Genomic DNA, 19,937 nt, shown 5'->3' with positions numbered 1-19,937 from the left:
GCCCCGGCGTGTCGCGGGAGGAAGTGAGGAAGCGATGGTTGCGTGCGGGGGTTAGCGTTGGGGTGTGACGGTTGTGCTCGACGTGGGGGAAGCGCGGAGGATCGCTGTGCGGGCTCAGCGGCTGTCGGCGGAGCGGCCGACGTCGCTGGTCGCGCTGGTCGAAGACCTCACGTTCCTGCAGCTCGATCCGACCGCGGCGATCGCGCCGAGCGCCGACCTGATCGTGTACTCCCGGCTCGGCTCCGGCTACCGGCCCGAGCACCTGGTCTCGGCCTTGGAGTCGGACCGGTCGCTCTATGAGGTCAAAGCGATGGACGACCCGGTGACCGCTCCGTTCGCGATGGTCCGGCCGGTCTCCGACCTCGGCCTGCACCTCGACCGGATGTCGCGCTGGCCGGAGGGGATGCCGCGCGCGGCCGCGTGGCTGGCGGCGAACGACGGCTTCCGCCGCGACGTGCTCGCCCTGCTGCGCGACAGGGGCCCGACCCTCTCCAAGGACATCCCGGACACCGCAGCGGTGCCGTGGACCTCGACCGGCTGGACGCACAACCAGAACGTCACGCGCCTGCTCGAACTGCTGCAGGGCCGCGGGGAGGTCGCGGTCTCCGGCCGCGCGGGGCGACAGCGCACCTGGGATCTCGGCGAGCGCGTCTACCCGTCCGGGATCGCGGTCGTCCCCGAGGCCGAGGCCGGGCCGCTGCGCGACGAGCGGAGGCTGCGCGCGCTCGGCATCGCCCGCCGGGCCTTCGTGGGCGACGCCGGCGAGCCGGCGCGCATCGACGGCAGCACGCGGGAGTGGCGCGTCGATCCCGGCGCCGTCGGCCTCCCGTTCGCCGGGCGCACCGCCCTGCTCTCGCCGTTCGACCGCCTCGTGCACGACCGCGTGCGCTTGCAGGAGGCGTTCGGGTTCGAGTACGTGCTCGAGATGTACAAGCCGGCGGCGCAGCGCCGTTGGGGCTACTTCGCGCTGCCGATCCTGCACGAGGACCGCCTGATCGGAAAGCTCGACGCCGCGGCCGACCGCACGTCCGGCGTACTGCGGGTGGCCGCCGTCCACGAGGACGAGCCGTTCACGCCGGACGTCCGCGACGCTGTGCGAGCCGAGATCGACGCGCTCGCCGCCTGGCTGTCGCTCACCCCCCAGCACGCCTCCTGATCCCGCCGAGGGGCACGTTGTTGTCCCTTTCGGCGCGCGAAAGGGACAACAACGTGCCCCTCGGCGAAGAGGGGGACTCGCTACGCGGCGGATTCGGCGCCGTGCGGGTCGGAGGCGTTGAGGACTTCGACGACGCGGTCGTAGTCGCCGCGGGCCTCCCCGTAGCGGAGGAACTTGACGCGCTCGACCTGCAGCTCGGTCGCGTCCGGCTGCGTCTCGATGAGCTGCACGACCTCGGCGACGAACTCGTCGAGCGGCATCGCGAACTCGCTCTCCTCCTGGCCGGGGAGCAGCGCGGTGCGCACCGCGGGCGGCACCAGCTCCAGTACCCCGACCGAGGTGTCCGCGAGCTGCAGCCGGATGCTCTCGCTGAGCATATGGATGGCCGCCTTGCTGGCGTTGTAGCTCGGGGTGACCTTCAACGGAGTGAACGCCAGCCCGGACGAGACCGTGACGATGGTCGCATCCGGTCGGGTCTGCAGGTGCTCGACGAACGCCGCGATCAGCCGGATCGGCCCGAGCACGTTGGTGGTGACGATCGACTCCGCCGAGGCGAGGAAGCCATCGGCGCGGTGCCAGTCCTCCACGCGCATGATGCCCGCCATGGCGATCAGCACGTTCAGGTCGGGGTGTGCGGCCAGCACGGCCGCCGACGCCTCGCGGATGCTGTCGGGGTCGGCGGTGTCGATGCGCACGGTGTCGATGCCGGGGTGCTCGGCGGCGATCCGCTCGAGCAGCTCGGCACGGCGGCCTCCCACGACGACGGTGTTGCCGCGGTCGTGCAGGGCGACGGCGAGGGCGAGACCGATGCCGCTGGTCGCGCCGGGGATGAAGATGGTGTTCCCTGTGATGTCCATGCCCTCCACTGTGCGGGCGGACCCCGGCGAGCGGGAGCGGAGCGTCCGTCGGGGGATCCGCGATCCCTGGTTCGCGCGAGGCCGACGGCGGATGATGGAGGGATGGACCGCACCGCGCTCGCCGACTTCCTCCGCCGACACCGGGAGGCGCTGCGCCCGGACGACGTGGGGCTGCCGTCCGGCCCTCGACGCAGGGCACCCGGCCTGCGTCGTGAGGAGGTCGCGCTGCTGGCGGCGATGTCCAACGACTACTACACGCGCCTGGAGCAGCGCCGCGGCCCGCAGCCGAGCGACCAGATGCTGGCCTCGCTGGCACGGGCGCTGCGACTGACCGCGGACGAACGCGACTATCTGTACCGCATCGCCGGCCACAACACCCCGGACCGGTTCGGCGGCGCACACGTGCCTCCCGCGCTGCAGCGGGTGCTCGACCGGCTCGACGACACCCCGGCGCTGGTGCTGTCCCATCTCGGCGAGACGCTCGTGCAGAACCGGCTGGCTGTCGCCCTGCTCGGCGACCGCTCGGGGTACACCGGGCTGGAGCGCAGCGAGTACTACCGCTGGTTCACCGACCCGCAGACGGCGCGCGCGATGTACCCGGAGGCCGACCGCGATCGGCAGAGCCGCGCGCAGGTGGCCTCCCTGCGCGACGCCTACGGTGCGCTCGGCCCGCAGTCGCGCGCCGGCGAGCTCGTACGCGCCCTGCTGGAGCGCAGCCCCGAGTTCGCCGCACTGTGGGAGCGACACGAGGTCGCGCGCCGGTTCGAGGACCACAAGACGCTCATCCATCCGGAACTCGGCGCCATCGAGCTGGACTGCCAGGCGCTGTTCACCGAGGACCAGTCGCAGTGCCTGCTGGTGCTCACCGCGGCGCCGCGCACCGAGGCGGCCGAGAAGCTGGCCCTGCTGGCCGTCCTGGGCACGCAGTCGTTCGCCTGATCCCGGCGCCGGGAGTATGGTGTGCGCCGTGGATGTCTTGGACTGGCTTCTGGACGGCGACCCGGCGATCCGCTGGCAGGTGCGGCGCGACCTGCTCCACGAGCCGGACGACGTGGTCGCGGCCGAGCGCGCGCAGGTCGAGACCGCCGGCTGGGGCGCCGAACTGCTCGACCTCCAGCGGGAGGACGGCACCTGGGGCGAGGGCGTGTGGACGCAGCAGGACTGGATGGGCGTCGACGACGCGATGCTGCTGCTCGCCGTGCTCGGAGCGCCGGCGGACGGCGAACGCACCCGCATCGCCGTCGACCGTGTGGTCCGGCAGGTCGACTGGGGCGAGGAGTGGTGGAACCATCCGTTCTTCGACGGCGAGGTGGAGCCGTGCATCAACGGGCGCGTGCTCGTCGCCGGCGCGCATTTCGGCCACCCGAGCGAGCTCATCGTCGGGCGCCTGCTGAACGAGCAGCAGACCGACGGCGGCTGGAACTGCTACGCCGAGACCCGCCAGGACCCCGGTTCGTTCCACAGCACGATCTGCGCGCTGGAAGGCCTGGTCGCCTACCGCGACGCCGGCGGCCCGACCGACGTGAGCGCCGCGATCGAGCGCGGCCACGAATACCTTCTGACGCGCGGCCTGATGCGCCGGCGCAGCGACGGCTCGATCATCGACGAGCGCTGGTCGAAGTTCAGCTTCCCCTACTACTGGTCGTTCGACCTGCTGCGCGGCCTCGACCACCTGCGAGCGGCCGGCGTGCCGGCGGACCCGCGCGTGACGGAGGCCGTCGACATCGTCGAGTCGCGCCGGCAGCCGGACGGACGCTGGCTGCTCGACCACGAGCACTCGGGGCGCGCACTGCTGCAGCTGGAGACGGTCGGCGAACCGAGCCGGTGGAACACGCTGCGGGCGCTGCGGGTGCTGGAGTGGGCGGGGCGGAACGAGGGTTAGGCGGTGTCCCCTCCCGTCAGCGGCGGCAGGAGGCCGCGAGCAGCGGCGCAGGCGCGCGCCACGATGAGTGCGGGGTCGACGATCTCTCCGCTCGCGATCGCGGCGTCCAGTTCACTGAGTCTCAGGCGGGCTTGGCTGACTTGTTCCGCCGGGTCGGAGGTGTCGATGGTCCCGGTCGTCGTGCCGGCATCGCACAGGAAGAGGTGGACTGGCCACGCGGCCCGCCCGGGATTCACGAAGTACGTGTGCAACGCGATCAGCGTGTTCGGGATGAGTCCGAGCTCCTCCTCCAGTTCCCGGCGCGCGGCGGCCTCCGGAGTCTCGTTCTCGCCCCCTGCGCCGCCGGGAAGATCGTAGATCCACCGGTCCAGTGGATAGCGATACTGACGCGTCAGGACGACGTGGTCGCCATCGACGACCAACGTCGCGACAGCGAACGGGATGCTCTCGTCGACCTCGTAGCGTGATCGCGTGCCATCTCCGAGTACGACGGTGTGATCGACCAGCCGCACGCGGCCCGAATAGACTTCCGCTCGCGCGATCGTCTGCCACCCTTGCTCTGTCGTACCGCCCATAGAGCCAACCGTACGGCGAGCCAACCGTACGGTGCACTGCTTCGACAGTGCGGCGAACGCGCAGGGCGATCCTTACTCCCCCGCGTCTTTCTCCCGTGCGCCCGCCTCCCCCTCCGGCCGCTCCGCGATCTCGCGGATGACGGCCAACCGGCGATCCCACGCGGCGCCGATGGCGTCGAGCCGGCTCGCGGTGTGCCGCAGGTGTGCGCCGAGCACGCGGTACTGCACCTCGCGTCCCGATCGGACCGGTTCCACGAGCCCGGCCTCGCGGAGCACGCCGAGATGCTTGGCGATGGCCTGGCGGGTGATCGGGAGGCGCCCGGCGAGGGCGGACGCCGATGCGTCCCCCTCGCCGAGCGCCGTCAGCACCCGCCAGCGGTTCTCGTCCCCGAGCGCGGCGAGCACCGGTACGAGGTCGGTCGTCGTCACGCGCCGGCCTCGACCAGGGCGACGAGCTTGTCCAGCTCGATCGTCCAGCCGGCGCGGTGGCTCGCCAGGTTGGCGGCCGGGTCTGAGGTCCGCTCGAAGCCGCTCTCGACGACCGTGAGCCGCGTTCCGCCCTGCACGGCTTCGAGGGTGAAGGTGAAGGAGGTGGCGGTGTCCTCGTCGAACCCGGCCGGCGGCTCCCCGAGCGCGTCGTCGTTGTTCCACAGGTAGGTGATGCTGCGGGGCTCGTCGATGGCCTGGACGCGCAGGGGCAGTCGCCGGCCCGGGAAGGTCATCGAGCCCTCTGCTCCCCATCCCGCGCCGTCGAGCTCGACGCGCCCGAACCACTCGGAGACGTGCGCGGGCTCGGTCACCGCCGCCCACACCCGCGGCACCGGCGCCGCGATCTGGATCGTCCGGCGGACCGCGAAGGCCTCGTCGTCGATGACAGCCGACTCGTTCACACTGCTCATGATCTCTCCCGTCTTCGGTTCATGTGCAATGCAATGGTTGCAGATTGCCACCGCTATTGCAACCCCTGGGTTGCATTATTTTCGAACTAAGTGCTACAGACCAATGCATCATCACGCTTCTTGTAATCACAAGCAGAGACGCCCATTGACACGTAATGGTTAAGACCACTACTAACTAGAGGAGTGCGCGGATGACCGCGCGCATCCACTCGTCAGGAGGTCTTCATGCGAATGCACACCCGCACCGAACGCAAGCGGAGGGCGCGCTGGGGCGCCGCCGCCGTCGCGATCGCCGCGACCGCAGCCGCCGTCATCCCCGCCACCTCGGCCCAGGCGGTCGTGCCGTCCAGCTGGATCACCGAGCAGGTGAACTTCATCACGTCGAAGCAACTGCCGAGCGGCGCGATCGTCGGAGCCAACAGCCTCGTCATGCCCTACTTCGCCAACGTGGCGGCGATCGGACTGATCGACGCCAACACCGCCACCTCCCGAGCAGCGGCGCTCAAGTGGATGAAGTGGTACCTGGCCCACCTCAACGCCGCGTCGACGAACGTCCCCGCCTACAGCGTGTTCGACTACGACTACAACGCGACGACGGGAGCGCTCACCCCGACCGGCGACTTCGACTCGGTCGACAGCTACGCGTCGACGACCCTCAACCTCGCACTCAAGGCGTACCAGAGCGGGGACGCGTCGCTGCGCTCGTACGTCTCGTCGAACATCCTCACCTACGAGGCGATCGCCAACCTGCTCACCTACAGCGGCACCATCGGCGTACGGATCGCGAGCGGACCCGACGCCGGGCTCACCCTCGCCAAGCCGAGCTATCCGGTCGCGTACACGATGGACAACGCGGAGGTCTACTCGGGGCTCGTCGACTTCGCCGCCCTGGAGCATACCCTCGGCCGCACGAGCCAGTCGACGTACTACCAGAGCTGGGCGACGACCACGAAGAACGCGATCGTGTCTAAGCTCTGGAACAGCACGAACAACAGCTGGGACTGGGCCTACGGCACACCGAGCAACACCACCACCTTCTATGCCGACGGCGTCGCTCAGCTCTGGCCGACGCTCTACGGCGTGGTGACGCCCACCAGCGCCAAGGCGACAGCGGGCTGGACGCAGTTCACGACATCGTTCCCGACCTGGTACAACTCGGTCCCCGACAACTACTCGTGGACGTCCGTCGCCCGGGTCGCCCAGCTCATGGGCGATTCGGCGCACGCCACGACGTACGTCACGAACCTGCGCACCCGGTTCCTCTCCGGCGGCTGGACCTACCCGACCACCTGCGGCGTCACACCGTGCGGTGAGTGGTACGACAACGAGGCCGGCTGGTTCATCGAGGTCGGCCTGCACTGATCGCGCACGACACAGGAACGGGGTGGGGGCCGATCGGCTCCCACCCCGTTCTCCGTTCGACCCGGCGTGGTCGCGCCTCGAGCACGCCGGGACCGCTCGACGGCTACAGATAGTCCAGGCGGTCCTGCCAGGCTGCGATCTGGGCCGCGTTCCACTCCGCAGAGCTGTCGAGGTTCGCGCTCGCGAACACCGGCGGCCGGATGCCCCTCCGCAGCAGCTCGCTGGCGATCTCGACCATGAGTCCGTGCAGCATCGCGGATCCGACGGCCGACGACACCGGTCCGACCCGCGGGAGGTCGTCGCCGAGCGAGATGATCGCGTCGCCGACGCTCGCCGGCAGGTCGATGACGTGGTCGGCGACCTCGAAGAGCCGCGGCACCTCCCTGCCGGTGACCGACGCCGAGTAGGCCAGTGCCGTCAAGGCCACGACCGTGGCGCCGCGGCGCTGCGCCTGCAGGCACATCTCCACGGGGACGGCGTTGCGCCCCGAGACGGAGACGACCAGCAGCAGATCCCCGTCGCCGAGCGTGGAGTCCTCGAGGAACGTGCTGGCGATCCCCGGGCTCCGCTCGATCACGGACGTGTCGGTGACCGGCTTGTGGTCGAGCATCAGGGCGCGCGGCAGGATGGGCTGGACGGGCACGAGCCCGCCCGCCCGGTAGAAGAGGTCCTGCACGAGCAGGCCGGCGTGGCTCGCCCCGAAGACGTAGAGAACGCGCCCGTCGGAGATCCGGTCGGCCGCCATGCGCGCGACGGCGGCGACCGCGGCCTCCGTGTGCTCGTCCATCGCCCGACCGATCAGCTCCTGGACGGTCGTCAAGTAGCCGCCGTAGGCGGGCGCCACACCCTCGTCGCTCACCGGCCCAGCTCTCGGTAGTCCGCCCGGGTGCGGGCGTAGGCCTCCGGGCCGCCCGGCAGGTTGACGCTCGTGTAGACGGTGGGCGGGAGTCCCGCCCGCACGCAGCCCTCGACGATCTCCGCGGTCACCGCCCACATCAGGGCGGCGGCGGAGATGCCCGACCAGGGGACGACGGCGCTCTCGAGCCCGTCGACGGTCAGGAACGCGTCACCGCGCGGTACCTCTTCGTCGAGCACGACATCGGCGTTCTCGAACAGCCGGGTGCCGGAGGAGTGCTGCGCGGCGAGCCCGGCGGAGAACTCCGCGCCGGTGAGTGCGATCACCGAGACACCACGGCGGCGGGCCTGCCGGGCGAGTTCGACGACGAGCACGTTCGTCCCGGAGACGGAGCTCAGGAACAGCACGTCCCCTGCGATGACGGTGCCCTGCAGGAAGAGCCAGTCCACCAGGGCACGTGCGCTGTCCTCCGCGGACCCTGCCGCACCTCGCGTGTCGGCAATCCACTCGTTCTCGCGCTCGACCGTCGCTCCGAAGGTGAGGGCGGTGAAGGCGGCGAGGCCACCGGTGCGCGCGATCAGCTCGTGGTTCACCAGGTGGCCGGTGTCGTGGATGTGCAGCGGCCGGCGCTCGACCAGCGCTCGCGCGCCGAGCTCTCCCGCAGCGCGGATGGCATCCCGCTGTCGCTCGGCGAGACCGGCGAAGCGCTCCTGGAGCTCGGCGAAGTAGCGGTCGGCGGCGCTCATCGGGCGAGCCCGGCCGTGCGCGACTCCAGAGCGGCGACGAAGCGCTGCGTGATGAACTGCGGAACGGTCACGGCGGAGCCGATGATCACGCTGGCGGCGCCGCTGTCCATCGCACGGACCGCGTGCTCACGCGTCCAGATCCTGCCTTCCACGAAGACCGGGACCGGGAGGTGGCGGATCGCGGCGAGGAGCTCCCAGGCCGGCTCGTCCTTGCTGAGCCACTCGGTCTCCGCCGTGTAGCCCGCGAGGGTCGTCGCCACGATGTCGGCGCCCGCGGCGGCCGCCGCCTCTGCGTCCTCCGGAGTCGCGATGTCCGCCATCACGGGAACGCCCCTGGCGTGCAGCGCCGCGACGATGTCGGCGAACGTCTCGCCGCCCGGCCGAGGCCGCACGGTTCCGTCCAGGGCGACCAGATCGGCGCCGGCCTCCACGATCGCGAGGGCATCCTCGAGCGTCGGGGTGATGAAGACGTCCGACGCGTCGCGGTACACCTTGTTGATCCCGAGGATCGGCTTGGCGGAGACCTCGCGAACGGCCCGGATGTTCTCCGGCGTGTCGACGCGGAAGCCGGATGCTCCCCCGAGCTCGGCGCTCGCCGCGAGGGCGGCGAGCATCCGCGGCTCGTTCAGCGGGCTCTCCGGCCCTGCCTGGCACGAGATGATGACGGTGCCGATCAGATCGTCGACGATCGCCTCCCGGCTGCGGGCGGTGGATGCTGTGTCCATGTCAGGACTCCTTCGTGACGGGATTGTCGTGATGGGGCGCGTTCTTGCCCGCCTGGATCGAGCGCGAGCGGAACTGGTCGCGGACCGAGGCGAGCATCGCGGCGTCGACGTCGACACCGCACGAACGCAGGGCGAGGAAGTAGGCGCCCGCCGCGGGCGGGAGGTCGGAGTGGATGACGGTGAAGTCGGGCAGAGAGTGCGCAAGGCGGGAGGCGAGCGCGTCGGCGACGGGACTCGCCGGGCTCAGCACGCCGCCGCCGAAGACGACGGAGCGCTCATCGTCGGCGAGCCACGGCGCGGCGGACACCGTGCCGAGGACGAGCCGCTCGAGCGCCTCTGCGGCCTCGGCGACGATGCGACCCGCGACCGGGTCGCCCGTACCCGCGAGGTCCAGCACCGGGCGCGCGAGCGCCGCGATCCGCGCTCGGTCGACCGCCCCGCCGGTGACCGCGTTGTACACCTCGCGCAGCGTGTCGAAGCCGAGGGCGGCGGGGAGCAGCTCGGAGAGCTCGGTGACCGGACCGACGCCGTCGAAGCCGAGGGCGGCAGAGCGGAGGGCCTGCGCGGCGATCCAGAACCCGCTCCCCTCGTCGCCCATGAACCAGCCCCACCCGCCGCGGTCGGTGGCGGAGCCGTCCGCCGAGGCGGCATAGGCGACGCTCCCGGTGCCGGCGATGACGACGACCCCGACCGCGCGACCTGTTCCCGCGGCGAGGGCGGCGACCGCGTCGCTGGCGAGCACGTCGATCCGCCCCGGGTGCACCCGCTCGGCGACGACGGCTTCGACGATGCCGGAGGAGCCGGTCATCGACAGACAGCAGGCCTCAGCGGCGGCGTCGAGGCCCGCCTCGCCGTAGGCGGCATCGAGAGCGGACGCGACGCTGTCCGCCGCGACCCGCTCTGCGTCGGGCTCGTCGTGGTGGCGGATGGGTCCGCCTGCGCCGACGCCGAGGATCCGTCCGGACGTCGTCCCGACGACGGCGAGCGTTCCCGATTGCCCGCCGTCGAGCGCGAGCACGATGCGCTCCGTCATGGATGCCTTCTCCCTTAATGGTCCATACCTATAAGTCACACTAGAGGCAGCGCCCGAGCGTGTCAAAGGGGAACACTGCAGCACGACCAGCACCAGAGGCGCGCACCCGGTTTGGTCTCGACCTTCCGGCGAAATCGACCCGCTCGCGGGACCCGGGATGGTAGCGTCGGCCCCGTGATGACACCAGCACCTCCCGCCTCCGGAGACGAGGCAGGCGACCGCGTCGTGCTCGACACCGACAGCGTCAAGCACCAGCAGGTCCGCCGGCATCTCCTCGACATGATCGCGACCATGCCGGTGGGCGAGCAGCTGCCGCCCGAGCGCGTGCTCGCTGCCAGGTTCGGCGTCAGCAGGGTGACCTTCCGGCAGGCGGTCTCGAGCCTCGTGGAGTCCGGTCACGTCGTGCGCCGCCAGGGCGCGGGAACGTTCGTCGCCGACCCGCGGATCTCGAAGCGCGCCGAGTTCCTCGGCTTCTCGGAGGAGATGGCGGCACGCGGGATGGTCGCGTCGTCGCGGGTCATCTCGGCGACCACACGCGCCGCGGGCAACAGCGTGGGCGCCGAACTGGGGCTCAGCCCCGCGGAGAAGGTCGTCCACATCGAGCGCGTGCGGATGGGCAACGGCATCCCGATCTGCCTCGAGGAGGTCGACCTGCCCGCCCGCCGGGTGCCAGGGATCGAGGACCTCGACCTCACGGGCTCGCTCTATGCCGTGCTCAGCGACACCTACGGGATCGTCCTCAGCGAGGCGGAGCAGGTCATCCGCACGATCGTGCTCGACGAACAGCAGGCGGAGGCCCTCGGCGTTCCGCCCTTCAGCGCGGCCCTGGTGATCGAGCGGCTCGGCTTCGACGCGCAGCGGCGCCCCATCGAGCGCGCGGTCTCCGTCTACCGCGGCGACCGCTACGACATCCGGCAGACGGTCAAGCGCTTCGTGCACTGAGAGGTCTGCTCCACCCGCTGTCGCGCACCCATTCCGAGCCTCCGGGAGGACCGCGCGCGACCCGGATCCCGGCATTCGGAGAGTCGATCTCTGCTTCGGCCTTGACACAGGGGTCTAGACCATTACAGAATGACAGCACTCTCCGCCCGAGAGATCACGGCTCCGGTCGCGCACCCTCGGGTGTCCCCCATAGGCCGAGCACAGCAGCTCGGAATCGAAGGAGATTCCATGATCCGGTCCCCGAGACGCACCGCCCGCTTCGTCGCGGTCGCCGTCGCCGCATCCCTCGCCGTGCTCACCGCCGGCTGCAGCTACCTGGGCGGAGGCGACACCGGCGGCGACAGCGGCGTGCTCAAGATCCTTGTGCACAGCAACGCCCCCACCGACGCCGAGTTCAAGAAGATCAACGCGCGCTTCGAGAAGGAGCACCCCGGTGTGAAGGTGCAGTTCAGCACCGCGATCGGCACGGACTTCGACACCGTGAAGAACACCAGGCTCACCGCCAAGGACGTCGACATCACCGAGGGGTCGTCGCAGGGCGGCACCTCGCTCCTGCCGAAGTGGGTGGTCGGGCAGAAGGAGAGCTCCTGGGTGCAGGGCCTCGCGGCCGGCGCCTGGGTCGACCTCACCGACGAGCCCTTCATGAAGAACTTCTCCGCGGGCGTGCTCGACCAGTTCGCGTACAAGGGCAAGCAGTACGCCGTGCCGACGGGCGTCAGCCACGAGACGGGCGTCTTCTACAACAAGGCCATGTTCGAGCAGTACGGGCTCTCGGTTCCCACCACCTGGGACGAGATGCTGCACACCATCGACATGCTCAAGCAGCACGGCGTGAGCCCCTTCATCATGGGCGGCAAAGACCTCTGGCCCGCCGTGCTCCCGACCTTCGGGATGGTCCAGTCGCTCTATCCCGACACGGTCCAGCTCGACAAGGATCTGTGGACGGGGAAGGCCGACCTCGCCGGCGAGACCTCGCTCACCCTCATGAAGCGGGTGCAGACCGTCTACGACAACACCCTGCCGAACTGGACGGGCATCGACTACGCGTCCGTCCCGTCCCGCTTCGTCAAGGGCGAGGCCGCGATGCTCCCCGACGGTTCGTGGGAGATCCCGGCGATCACCACCGCCGACCCGAAGTTCCAGTTCGGGTACTTCCCGATGCCGGGCTCCGACACGGCCTCCGACAACAAGTACCTGGCCTCCAAGCTGGAGTTCAGCCTCGCGATCCCGAAGTCGTCGAAGAACCAGAAGCTCGCCAAGGAGTGGCTGGCGCTCTACGCCTCGAAGGACGTCTACACCGACTTCATCGCGGGCTCCGGTTTCGGTCCGGCCCAGAGCGACCTGAAGCTGCCGGCCGATCTGACGGCTCTGAACCAGTACCTGCCGAAGTCCGGTTTCGTCCCGGCCTGGGACCAGGTCTTCCACACGAACGTCAGCGCCGGCCCGATCGTCGCGACCCCGTTCGCCTACGACTACATCGCCCCGCTCGGAACCGAGTCGGACATGGTGAGCCTCACCAAGCAGATGCAGGCGGCGTGGCAGGGCGGCCTCCCCAAGTGATCCTCGACAGTGCTGCGGTCTCCGGCCGCAGGAAGACAGGGGCGCGGCGACAGACCGCCGCGCCCCTGCGCAATCCGTTCGCCGCCTCCGGTCGGGGCAAGGCGGCTCCGTGGTTCGGGATGGCTCCCGGGCTGATCCTGTTCGGGCTGTTCTCGCTCGTGCCGGCCGTGACCGTCGTCCTCTTCTCGTTCACGGACGTCTCCGGCATCCCGGGGATCGGCTGGAACTGGGTCGGGTTCAAGAACTACGCGCGCTTCTTCGCCTCCGGCGAGGCGTCGGCCAACCTCGGCGTGCTGTGGCGCACCCTCGTCTTCGCCTTCTGCGTCACCGTCGTCCTCAACGCCCTGGCGCTGGGCACGGCGGTCCTGTTGAACAACAAGATCAAGGGCGCCGCCTTCTTCCGGGCGATCATCTTCATGCCGGTCGTGCTCGGCGTGACGGTGACCGGCTTGATCTGGTCGCTGTTCTTCAACCCGACGGGCGGCCCGGCCGCCAGCATCTGGGCGCTCTTCGGCCGGACCTCCGCGTTCCTCGGCGACCCGAACCTCGCCCTCGGCATCGTCATCTTCGTGCAGATCTGGATGTCGCTCGGCTACTCCATGATGATCTACCACGCCGGCCTCATGGCGATCCCGGCCGAGTTGTACGAGGCGGCGACCGTCGACGGCGCGAACGCCTTCCAGCGGTTCCGGCGGATCACCGTCCCGCTCATCGCCCCGGCGACGACCGTGAACGTGCTCATCTCGATCATCGGGTCGCTGCAGACCTACCAGATCATCTACGTCCTGACGGGCTCGCGCCCCTCCACCTCCGTGCTGGCGATGCAGATCTTCGCGCTGGGCTTCGGCGGCTCCTCCGAGCAGGGCTACGCCTCCGCGATCTCCATGGTGCAGTTCGTGCTCACCGCGGTCATCTCGCTCATCGCCCTCTGGTTCCTCCGCAGACAGGAGACGCAACTGTGACTTCCGAATCCTCGGCGCGGCGTGTCATCGCCCGGTCGGGCTCTCCCCGCCGCCGGACGGCGCCGCTGACCGCCACCCGGGCACGCCTGGCCGGCATGCGCGGGCTCACCTACCTGATCGTGCTCGGCGTCGTCCTCATCTACGTGTTCCCGCTGCTGTTCCTCGTCAATACGGCGTTCAAGCGCCCTGACGAGTTCGTGCGGGACCCCGGCGCGATCGCGCACGGCGTCGCACTCCAGAACTTCGTCGACGCCTGGTCGCGCGGCGGCTTCGGCAACCTCATCGTCAACAGCCTGGTCTACGCGGTGGTCTCCGCGGGGATCGCCGTCATCCTCTCCGTGCTGATCGCGTTCCCGGTGGCCCGCGGCTACGTGCGGTTCTCCCGCGTCGTCGGCGTGCTCTTCGCGCTCGCGCTCTTCCTGCCCAACTCGATCGTCTCGCAGTTCCAGCTCATGCTGCAGCTCGGCCTCTACAACACCCGCATCGGCTTCATCCTGATCTCGACGGCCGGCCTGGGCATCGGCCCGCTCCTCATCGTGGGCTACCTGCGGACGCTGCCCCGGGAGCTCGACGAAGCCGCCGCGATGGACGGCTGCGGCTACTTCCGCTACATCTGGTCGTTCGTCCTCCCGCTCTGCCGCCCGGTGCTCACGACCGTCTTCATCCTGCAGACGATCGGCGTCTGGAACGACATCATCGGGCCGACCATCTACCTGTCGTCGCCACAGCTCCAGACGGTCGCGCAGGGCCTGCTCTCGTTCTACGGTCAGAACGGCAACAACCAGTGGGCGTTGCTGGCCGCCGCGACGCTGATGATCGCGGCGCCGCTCATCGTGCTCTACATCGTGTTCCAGCGTTTCTTCGTGGCCGGCGCCACCAACGGGGCGCTGCGATGAGCACGAGCACCGCCTCCGCCGCCGACACGCTCGACCTGCTCGGGTTCGACGACGCCGATCGCCGTGACGTCGAGCGGCTCCTCGCCGATCCGGCCGTCGCGGAGGCCGCCCGGCTCGCCGAGAAGGCGATCCTCCCCTTCCTCGGCACGTTCGAGGAGGCGCGGCTCGACCACCTCGGCATCCCGCCGCTCGCGTGGCTGCGTGCCTACGTCGAGCTGACCCCGCGGCTGGTCGCGTATCACCAGCAGCTCGGTGTGCCGGCCGAGGTCACCGGAACGACCCTCGCGGATGTGGGCCGCAACACGCGCATCCACCGGCTCCGGCACGGCGCGTTCGGGCTGGAGACCTGGACCTGGCTCATCCCCCACTATGTCGGGATGCTCTACGGTCTCGGCAGGCTCACCTTCGCCCTCCAGCGCACGGAGCTCTCGGTGCCGGCGGGCAGCGTGGCCGCTCTGCCTGCCGGTATCGCCGCGGGCGACTGGGTCGTCGGCATGCACATCCCCGAGTCCGGGCCGCTCAGCCCGGACCTGGTGGACGAGAGCATCCGCCTGGCACGCGGATTTTTCGGAGCCGTCTTCCCCGACCGCAGGATCGTCGCCGGCGTCTGCGAGAGCTGGCTGCTCGACCCGTACCTGGTGCGGTCACTGCCCGCCGACACGAACCTCGTCCGGTTCGCCGAGCGCTACACGCTCGTGGGGGATCCCGTCGACGCTCCGACCGAGGCGCTCTACTTCCTGTTCCGCGAGCGCGACCGCTCCAAGCTGCCGCGGCTGGAGCACCCGACCTCGCTGCAACGCCTCGTGATCGACCGCTACGACCGGGGCGAAGCCTGGCAGGTCGGCACGGGCGTGCTCGAGTGGAGCGGCGACTGAGCGGACCCGGCTAGACGACCCGCCCGTCCGCCTCCAGCCCTTGGAACCACTTCGTGCGCGCGGCGACCGCGTGCGCGGCGGAGGGGAGGCCGCGCACGCGGAGTCGCACCCCGCGCCCGGCGAGCTCCTGGTCGAGGTTCTGGAGGGCGAGGATGACGGTGACCGAGATGTCCTGCAGCGTGGAGCAGTCCAGGGTCAGCTCGGTGACGTCACCCGTCGCGCGCGCCGCGTCCACCGCGTCGAGGATCGTCTGCTCGGTCGCGAGCACGTTGGCGGTGTAGAGCGGCCCCAGCAGGCTGACCGCCATGCGGCCTCCCGAAGACTCATCCACCCGGACCCGCGGCTTGTTGAGCGCGGCGAGCAGCAGCACCAGTGTGAACAGCACCCCGACCGCGACGGCGGCGAGCAGGCCGGCGGTCAGCCCGATGACGGTCGTCGCCAGGCAGACCGCGAAGTCTCGCCGGCTGATCCGCCAGAGCAGCACGAGGTCCTTCACGTCGATCAGGCCGAACACGGCCACGAACACGAGGGCGGCCAGCGTCGCCTGCGGCAGCAGGCTGATCACCGGGCCGAGGAACAGCCCGATCAGGAGCGCGAGCACCACCGTGACCAGCGCCGCGAGTTGCGAGCGCGCCCCGGCCGCCTTGTTCACGGCGCTCTGCGAGAAGCCGCCGGCGGCGGGCAGCGTCTGGAACCAGCCGCCCAGCAGGTTCGCCATCGCGGTCGCGAACAGCTCCCGGTTGCTGTCGATGCGCGGGTCGTCCAGCTCACGGATGCCGCGTGCGACGGCCGCCGACTCGAGGAACGCCATCACTGCGATCGCGAGCGCGCCGGGGATGAGCTGGAAGACGTGGTCGAAGCTGGGCAGCACCGGCACGGGGAACGCCTGCGTGACCGGCGTGATGAGCTCGACGCCGGCCGACCTCAGGCCGCCGAACGCGACGAGCAGGATGCCGGCGGCGACGACGATCAGCGGCCCGGGCACCCGGGGCAGGAAGCGCTTGAACAGGAACAGCGCGGCGATCGACACGGCCGACAGCACCGTGGTCACCGGGTTGGCGTGCGGGACCGCCGCGATGACCGCGTTGACGCTGTGGATGAATCCGTTGCCCGTCGGCGCGTCGGTCTCCCCCAGCAGCTTCGGCAGCTGCCCGACCGCCACTGTGGCGCCCACCCCGATCTGGATGCCCAGCAGCGTCGGTTTGTTGATGATCTCCACCAGCGTGCCGAGCCGCAGCAACCGTGCCAGCAGCAGCGCGACGCCGACGAGCAGGGTCAGGGTCACCAGGTCGCGCGGGATGGCGTGCGAGTTCGCGACCACCCCCGCCGAGACGAACGTGGTGGCGGTGAGCGTGGCGATGGTGGAGGTCGTCGACACGCTCATCGCGCGGGAGCCGCCGAGGAACGCGTACACGGCCATCGGCACCGTCGCGGTGTAGAGCCCGGCCTCCACCGGCAGGTTCGCGATGGTCGCGTAGGCCATCGCCTGCGGCACGACCACCGCGCCCGCCGAGACGCCGGCGAGGACGTCGCGGCCAAGCCACTCCCGGCGGTAGCCCGCCAGCGTGGGCAGCAGCCACGACCGCCGGGCGGTCGCGGGCGCGGTGGTCATCGCCCTAATCTCGTGCCATCGCGGCGGCCAGGTGCGCCTCCACATCGACGTACGCATCGTCGGCGATGTCGAAGACCACCTTGACGATCTCGCCGCCGGAGTACTCGAACCGCGAGCCCGCGTAGAGTTTCGACACCGCGTCGCCGGAGTCGTAGCCGATGCAGAGTCCCTCCCCGCACAGCGAGAAGTGGCCGAGGATCGTGTGGATCTCCTGCTCCGCCACCTTCTCGTCGTCGATGTAGAGAGCCAGCGGTCCCACCGCCTCCCGGTACTGGCCGGTCCCCTCCTTGGTGAACGAGACGCCGAGGACGTGCGCGCCGGGAGCCGGCATCGGGGCGGACACCACGTTCTCCGGCGGGATGCCGAGGAAATTGTAGACGTAGTACAGCTGCCCGTCCTTGACGAACAGGCTGTGACCGCCGAACCGTGAGCCGTGCGCGAAGATCACGCCCTCGGTGTCGGCGGTCGTCTCCACTTCGGCGAGGACCTTGTACGAGACGCCGTGCGTGTTCGCGGCCGACCGCTCGGGGATCTCGCTGGTGCCCGGGTAGTACGTGTACTGGCCGCTCGCCGGCACGGGGACCTTGAACTCCATGCTGATGAACGTCTCGAAGTCCTTGGGGTTCCCGATGATCTGCAGGTCGTTGAGCGGCAGAACGTCGTTCCGCTTCGCCTCGGACATCCACAGGGCCTTCAGCTCCTCCACCTTGTCGGGGTGCTCGGCGGCGACGTCGTGCGCCTCCGACCGGTCGACGTCGGTGTGGAACAGCTGCCAGGTGTCGCTCGGGAAGTCGCCGCGACCGCTCACCGGGCCGTGCTCGGTGACCGCCTTCCAGCCCTCGTGCCAGATGCCGCGGTTGCCGAACATCTCGAAGTACTGCGTCCGCTTTGTCGTGGCGCCGTCGGCGGGCGCGTCGAAGCTGTACGTCATCGGGATGCCGTCGAGCGGACGCTGCTCCACGCCGTTGTAGGTCGCGGGCAGTTCGACGCCGCAGACGTCGAGGATCGTCGCCACGATGTCGGTCGAGTGGTGGTACTGGTTGCGCACCTCGCCACGCGCTCTGATGCCCTTCGGCCACGAGATCACGAGCGGGTCGCACACGCCGCCCTGGTAGACGTACCGCTTGAACATCCGGTACGGCGTCGAGAACGCGGCCGCCCAGCCGGTCGGGTAGTGGTTGTACGTGTCGGGCGAACCCAGCTTGTCGACCAGGCGCAGGTTCTCCTGGAGGTCGTCGGGGTAGCCTCCGAAGATCTTGCCCTCGTTGACCGACCCGTTCGGGCTGCCCTCACCCGAGGCGCCGTTGTCGGCGCAGTAGATGATGAGGGTGTTGTCGAGCTGGCCCGACTCCTCCAGATAGTCGACGATGCGGCCGACCTGGGCGTCGGTGTACTCGGAGAACCCGGCGTAGACCTCCGCCATCCGGCTGAACATCGCGCGTTCCTCGGCGTTCAGTTCCCCCCACGGGCGCACTTCGTCGCTCTCGGAGAACGTCCCGGGCGGCATCGGGTTGAGCTCGGTCAACTCCGTGCCCTCAGGCAGGAGGCCCCTCTCGATCATCCGCGGCAGCACCCACTCGCGGTACGCCTCGTAGCCGTCGTCGAACACGCCCTTGTACTTGTCGATGTACTCCTGGGGCGCATGGTGCGGTGCGTGGTTGGCTCCGGGGCAGAACCACAGGTACCAGGGCTTCTCCGGCTCGGTCTGCTTGACGTCCCGCAGCATCTTCAGCGCCTGGTCGGCGAGGTCCCTCGACAGGTGGTAGCCCTGCTCCGGCAGGTAGGGCTGGTCGATGTAGTGGTTGTCCTCGGCGAGCGACGGATACCAGTTGTTGGTCTCGCCACCGATGAAGCCGTAGAAGCGGTCGAAGCCCTGCGCCAGCGGCCAGTTCTTCTTGCTGGCGCCCGCCGTCCACTCGTCGATCGGCACGTTGTGGTTCTTGCCCACCCAGAACGTGGCCCAGCCGGCGTCGCGCAGCAGACTTGCCATCGGCACGTTGCTGGCCGGAATGTGCGAGTTGTAGCCCGGGAACCCCGTCGACGACTCGGAGATCGTCGCGAAGCCGTTGGAGTGGTGGTTGCGTCCGGTCAGCAGCGTCGATCTGGTCGGCGAGCACAGCGCCGTCGTGTGCCACTGCGTGTAAGTCAGGCCGTTCGCCGCCAGCCGCTCCATCGTCGGCATCTGGATGCGCCCGCCGTACGTCGACCAGGCGGCCTGGCCGGTGTCGTCGTACAGCACCAGGAGCACGTTCGGCGAGCCCTCCGGCGCTGTCGGCGGGAGGAACGCGTCCCAATCGGACACCGAGTCCCGCACGTCGAGTTCGATCTTTCCCTGGAATTCTCTGGTCACAGTCGGAATACCCCCTCGGATTGAGCGACAGGGTAGTCACGGCGCGACCGACGCGTCTAGACGGGTCCGCGGCTCATGATCCGTGCCGGAAGACCTCTAGACGCGATTCCCCCCTCCGCGTTACTCTCAGCCCACATCCAGGCTCGATCGAGCCCGGCAGGAGGGGTAACGACATGGATTTCTGGAACAATTTCTGGAACATCATCTGGCTGTTCTTCTGGAGCTTCGCGTTCATCGCGTACCTGTTCGCGCTGTTCGCGATCATCAGCGACCTGTTCCGCGACCACAAGCTCAACGGCTGGTGGAAGGCGCTCTGGATCATCTTCCTGATCTTCGTCCCGTTCCTCACCGCGCTGGTCTACCTGATCGCGCGCGGCCCTGGGATGGCGGAGCGCAGCCAGAAGGAGGCCCGCCAGGTGCAGCAGAGCACCGACGCGTACATCCGCCAGGTCGCCGCCAGCAGCCCGGCCGACGAGATCGCCAAGGCCAAGGCCCTGCTGGACGCCGGCACCATCACGCCGGAGGAGTTCGCCCACCTGAAGAGCGTCGCCCTCGGCCACCAGGCCGCAGCCGGAGCGCACGCGGCGCCGGCAGCGCCCGCCGCGCCGTCGGCTCCGACTCCGCCGCCGGCAGCGCCCACGGCGTGACC

Annotated in this window: 20 protein-coding genes; 10 read left to right on the top strand and 10 right to left on the bottom strand. The window is 69.8% G+C overall.

The window, feature by feature from the left end; genetic code table 11:
• Positions 1 to 64 precede the first annotated feature (64 nt).
• A complete protein-coding gene (locus JNB50_RS01215) occupies positions 65 to 1,156 on the top strand; it encodes a DNA glycosylase AlkZ-like family protein (RefSeq protein ID WP_208038282.1) in 1,092 nt (363 codons plus the stop codon).
• Positions 1,157 to 1,236: 80 nt separating this feature from the next.
• Here JNB50_RS01215 and JNB50_RS01210 read toward each other — a convergent pair whose 3' ends face one another.
• Positions 1,237 to 2,013 carry an SDR family oxidoreductase gene (locus JNB50_RS01210; RefSeq protein WP_208038281.1) on the bottom strand — a complete coding sequence of 259 codons (777 nt, stop codon included), beginning with the start codon at positions 2,011 to 2,013 and terminating at the stop codon, positions 1,237 to 1,239.
• 102 nt (positions 2,014 to 2,115) lie between these two features.
• Between JNB50_RS01210 and JNB50_RS01205 the strand changes: the two genes are divergently transcribed.
• Positions 2,116 to 2,952, top strand: a complete 837-nt coding sequence (locus tag JNB50_RS01205; protein WP_208038280.1) for a helix-turn-helix transcriptional regulator — start codon at positions 2,116 to 2,118, stop codon at positions 2,950 to 2,952.
• 28 nt (positions 2,953 to 2,980) lie between these two features.
• Entirely contained in the window at positions 2,981 to 3,895 is a 915-nt protein-coding gene (locus JNB50_RS01200) for a hypothetical protein (RefSeq protein WP_307794553.1), read from the top strand.
• Here JNB50_RS01200 and JNB50_RS01195 read toward each other — a convergent pair.
• From JNB50_RS01195 to JNB50_RS01185, 3 genes are all read right to left on the bottom strand, one after another.
• Positions 3,892 to 4,470, bottom strand: coding sequence for an NUDIX hydrolase (locus JNB50_RS01195; protein ID WP_208038278.1), 579 nt, complete (start codon positions 4,468 to 4,470; stop codon positions 3,892 to 3,894). The two genes, JNB50_RS01200 and JNB50_RS01195, sit on opposite strands and share 4 nt — an antisense overlap.
• Positions 4,471 to 4,542: 72 nt before the next feature.
• Entirely contained in the window at positions 4,543 to 4,899 is a 357-nt protein-coding gene (locus JNB50_RS01190) for a helix-turn-helix transcriptional regulator (protein ID WP_208038277.1), read from the bottom strand.
• Entirely contained in the window at positions 4,896 to 5,369 is a 474-nt protein-coding gene (locus tag JNB50_RS01185; protein WP_208038276.1) for an SRPBCC domain-containing protein, read from the bottom strand. Before JNB50_RS01185 ends, JNB50_RS01190 begins: the two co-directional genes overlap by 4 nt.
• A 225-nt stretch (positions 5,370 to 5,594) precedes the next feature.
• Between JNB50_RS01185 and JNB50_RS01180 the strand changes: the two genes are divergently transcribed.
• Positions 5,595 to 6,731 (top strand): hypothetical protein, encoded by a 1,137-nt coding sequence (locus tag JNB50_RS01180; protein WP_208038275.1) that lies wholly within the window; start codon positions 5,595 to 5,597, stop codon positions 6,729 to 6,731.
• A gap of 103 nt (positions 6,732 to 6,834) precedes the next feature.
• Here the strand turns inward: JNB50_RS01180 and JNB50_RS01175 are convergent, their stop codons facing one another.
• From JNB50_RS01175 to JNB50_RS01160, 4 genes are read right to left on the bottom strand one after another with little or no spacing between them, the layout of a single operon-like run.
• Complete coding sequence (locus JNB50_RS01175) at positions 6,835 to 7,590, bottom strand: sugar isomerase domain-containing protein (RefSeq protein ID WP_208038274.1); 756 nt, start codon at positions 7,588 to 7,590, stop codon at positions 6,835 to 6,837.
• The gene (locus tag JNB50_RS01170) at positions 7,587 to 8,333 is read right to left on the bottom strand and encodes a sugar isomerase domain-containing protein (RefSeq protein ID WP_208038273.1); all 747 of its coding nucleotides are present in this window, start codon (positions 8,331 to 8,333) and stop codon (positions 7,587 to 7,589) included. Before JNB50_RS01170 ends, JNB50_RS01175 begins: the two co-directional genes overlap by 4 nt.
• Entirely contained in the window at positions 8,330 to 9,058 is a 729-nt protein-coding gene (locus JNB50_RS01165) for an N-acetylmannosamine-6-phosphate 2-epimerase (RefSeq protein ID WP_208038272.1), read from the bottom strand. Before JNB50_RS01165 ends, JNB50_RS01170 begins: the two co-directional genes overlap by 4 nt.
• A 1-nt stretch (position 9,059) precedes the next feature.
• Positions 9,060 to 10,091: an N-acetylglucosamine kinase gene (locus JNB50_RS01160; protein ID WP_208038271.1), complete on the bottom strand. Its 1,032-nt coding sequence runs from the start codon at positions 10,089 to 10,091 to the stop codon at positions 9,060 to 9,062.
• A 177-nt stretch (positions 10,092 to 10,268) separates the two neighbouring features.
• Here JNB50_RS01160 and JNB50_RS01155 point away from each other — a divergent pair, with 177 nt between their 5' ends.
• From JNB50_RS01155 to JNB50_RS01135, 5 genes are all read left to right on the top strand, one after another.
• Entirely contained in the window at positions 10,269 to 11,033 is a 765-nt protein-coding gene (locus JNB50_RS01155) for a GntR family transcriptional regulator (protein WP_243767886.1), read from the top strand.
• A 228-nt stretch (positions 11,034 to 11,261) separates the two neighbouring features.
• Positions 11,262 to 12,593, top strand: a complete 1,332-nt coding sequence (locus JNB50_RS01150; protein WP_208038269.1) for an ABC transporter substrate-binding protein — start codon at positions 11,262 to 11,264, stop codon at positions 12,591 to 12,593.
• Positions 12,590 to 13,555: a sugar ABC transporter permease gene (locus tag JNB50_RS01145; RefSeq protein ID WP_307794552.1), complete on the top strand. Its 966-nt coding sequence runs from the start codon at positions 12,590 to 12,592 to the stop codon at positions 13,553 to 13,555. Before JNB50_RS01150 ends, JNB50_RS01145 begins: the two co-directional genes overlap by 4 nt.
• On the top strand, positions 13,552 to 14,451 hold the full coding sequence (locus tag JNB50_RS01140; RefSeq protein ID WP_307794551.1) for a carbohydrate ABC transporter permease: 900 nt from the start codon (positions 13,552 to 13,554) through the stop codon (positions 14,449 to 14,451). Before JNB50_RS01145 ends, JNB50_RS01140 begins: the two co-directional genes overlap by 4 nt.
• A complete protein-coding gene (locus JNB50_RS01135) occupies positions 14,448 to 15,326 on the top strand; it encodes an acyltransferase domain-containing protein (RefSeq protein WP_208038268.1) in 879 nt (292 codons plus the stop codon). Before JNB50_RS01140 ends, JNB50_RS01135 begins: the two co-directional genes overlap by 4 nt.
• A 10-nt stretch (positions 15,327 to 15,336) precedes the next feature.
• Here JNB50_RS01135 and JNB50_RS01130 read toward each other — a convergent pair whose 3' ends face one another.
• Positions 15,337 to 16,938, bottom strand: a complete 1,602-nt coding sequence (locus JNB50_RS01130; RefSeq protein ID WP_208038267.1) for a SulP family inorganic anion transporter — start codon at positions 16,936 to 16,938, stop codon at positions 15,337 to 15,339.
• A gap of 4 nt (positions 16,939 to 16,942) precedes the next feature.
• Positions 16,943 to 19,288 (bottom strand): arylsulfatase, encoded by a 2,346-nt coding sequence (locus JNB50_RS01125; protein ID WP_208038266.1) that lies wholly within the window; start codon positions 19,286 to 19,288, stop codon positions 16,943 to 16,945.
• Between the two features lie 173 nt (positions 19,289 to 19,461).
• On the opposite strand from JNB50_RS01125, the gene JNB50_RS01120 reads away from it, so the two are divergent.
• Positions 19,462 to 19,935 (top strand): SHOCT domain-containing protein, encoded by a 474-nt coding sequence (locus JNB50_RS01120; RefSeq protein WP_208038265.1) that lies wholly within the window; start codon positions 19,462 to 19,464, stop codon positions 19,933 to 19,935.
• The last annotated feature ends 2 nt before the right edge of the window (positions 19,936 to 19,937 follow it).

Source organism: Leifsonia sp. TF02-11 (assembly GCF_017565305.1).
In the GTDB taxonomy this organism is placed as follows: domain Bacteria; phylum Actinomycetota; class Actinomycetes; order Actinomycetales; family Microbacteriaceae; genus Leifsonia.
The sequence above is the reverse complement of the archived record's forward strand: the minus strand, read 5'-3'. Positions and strand labels throughout refer to the sequence as shown.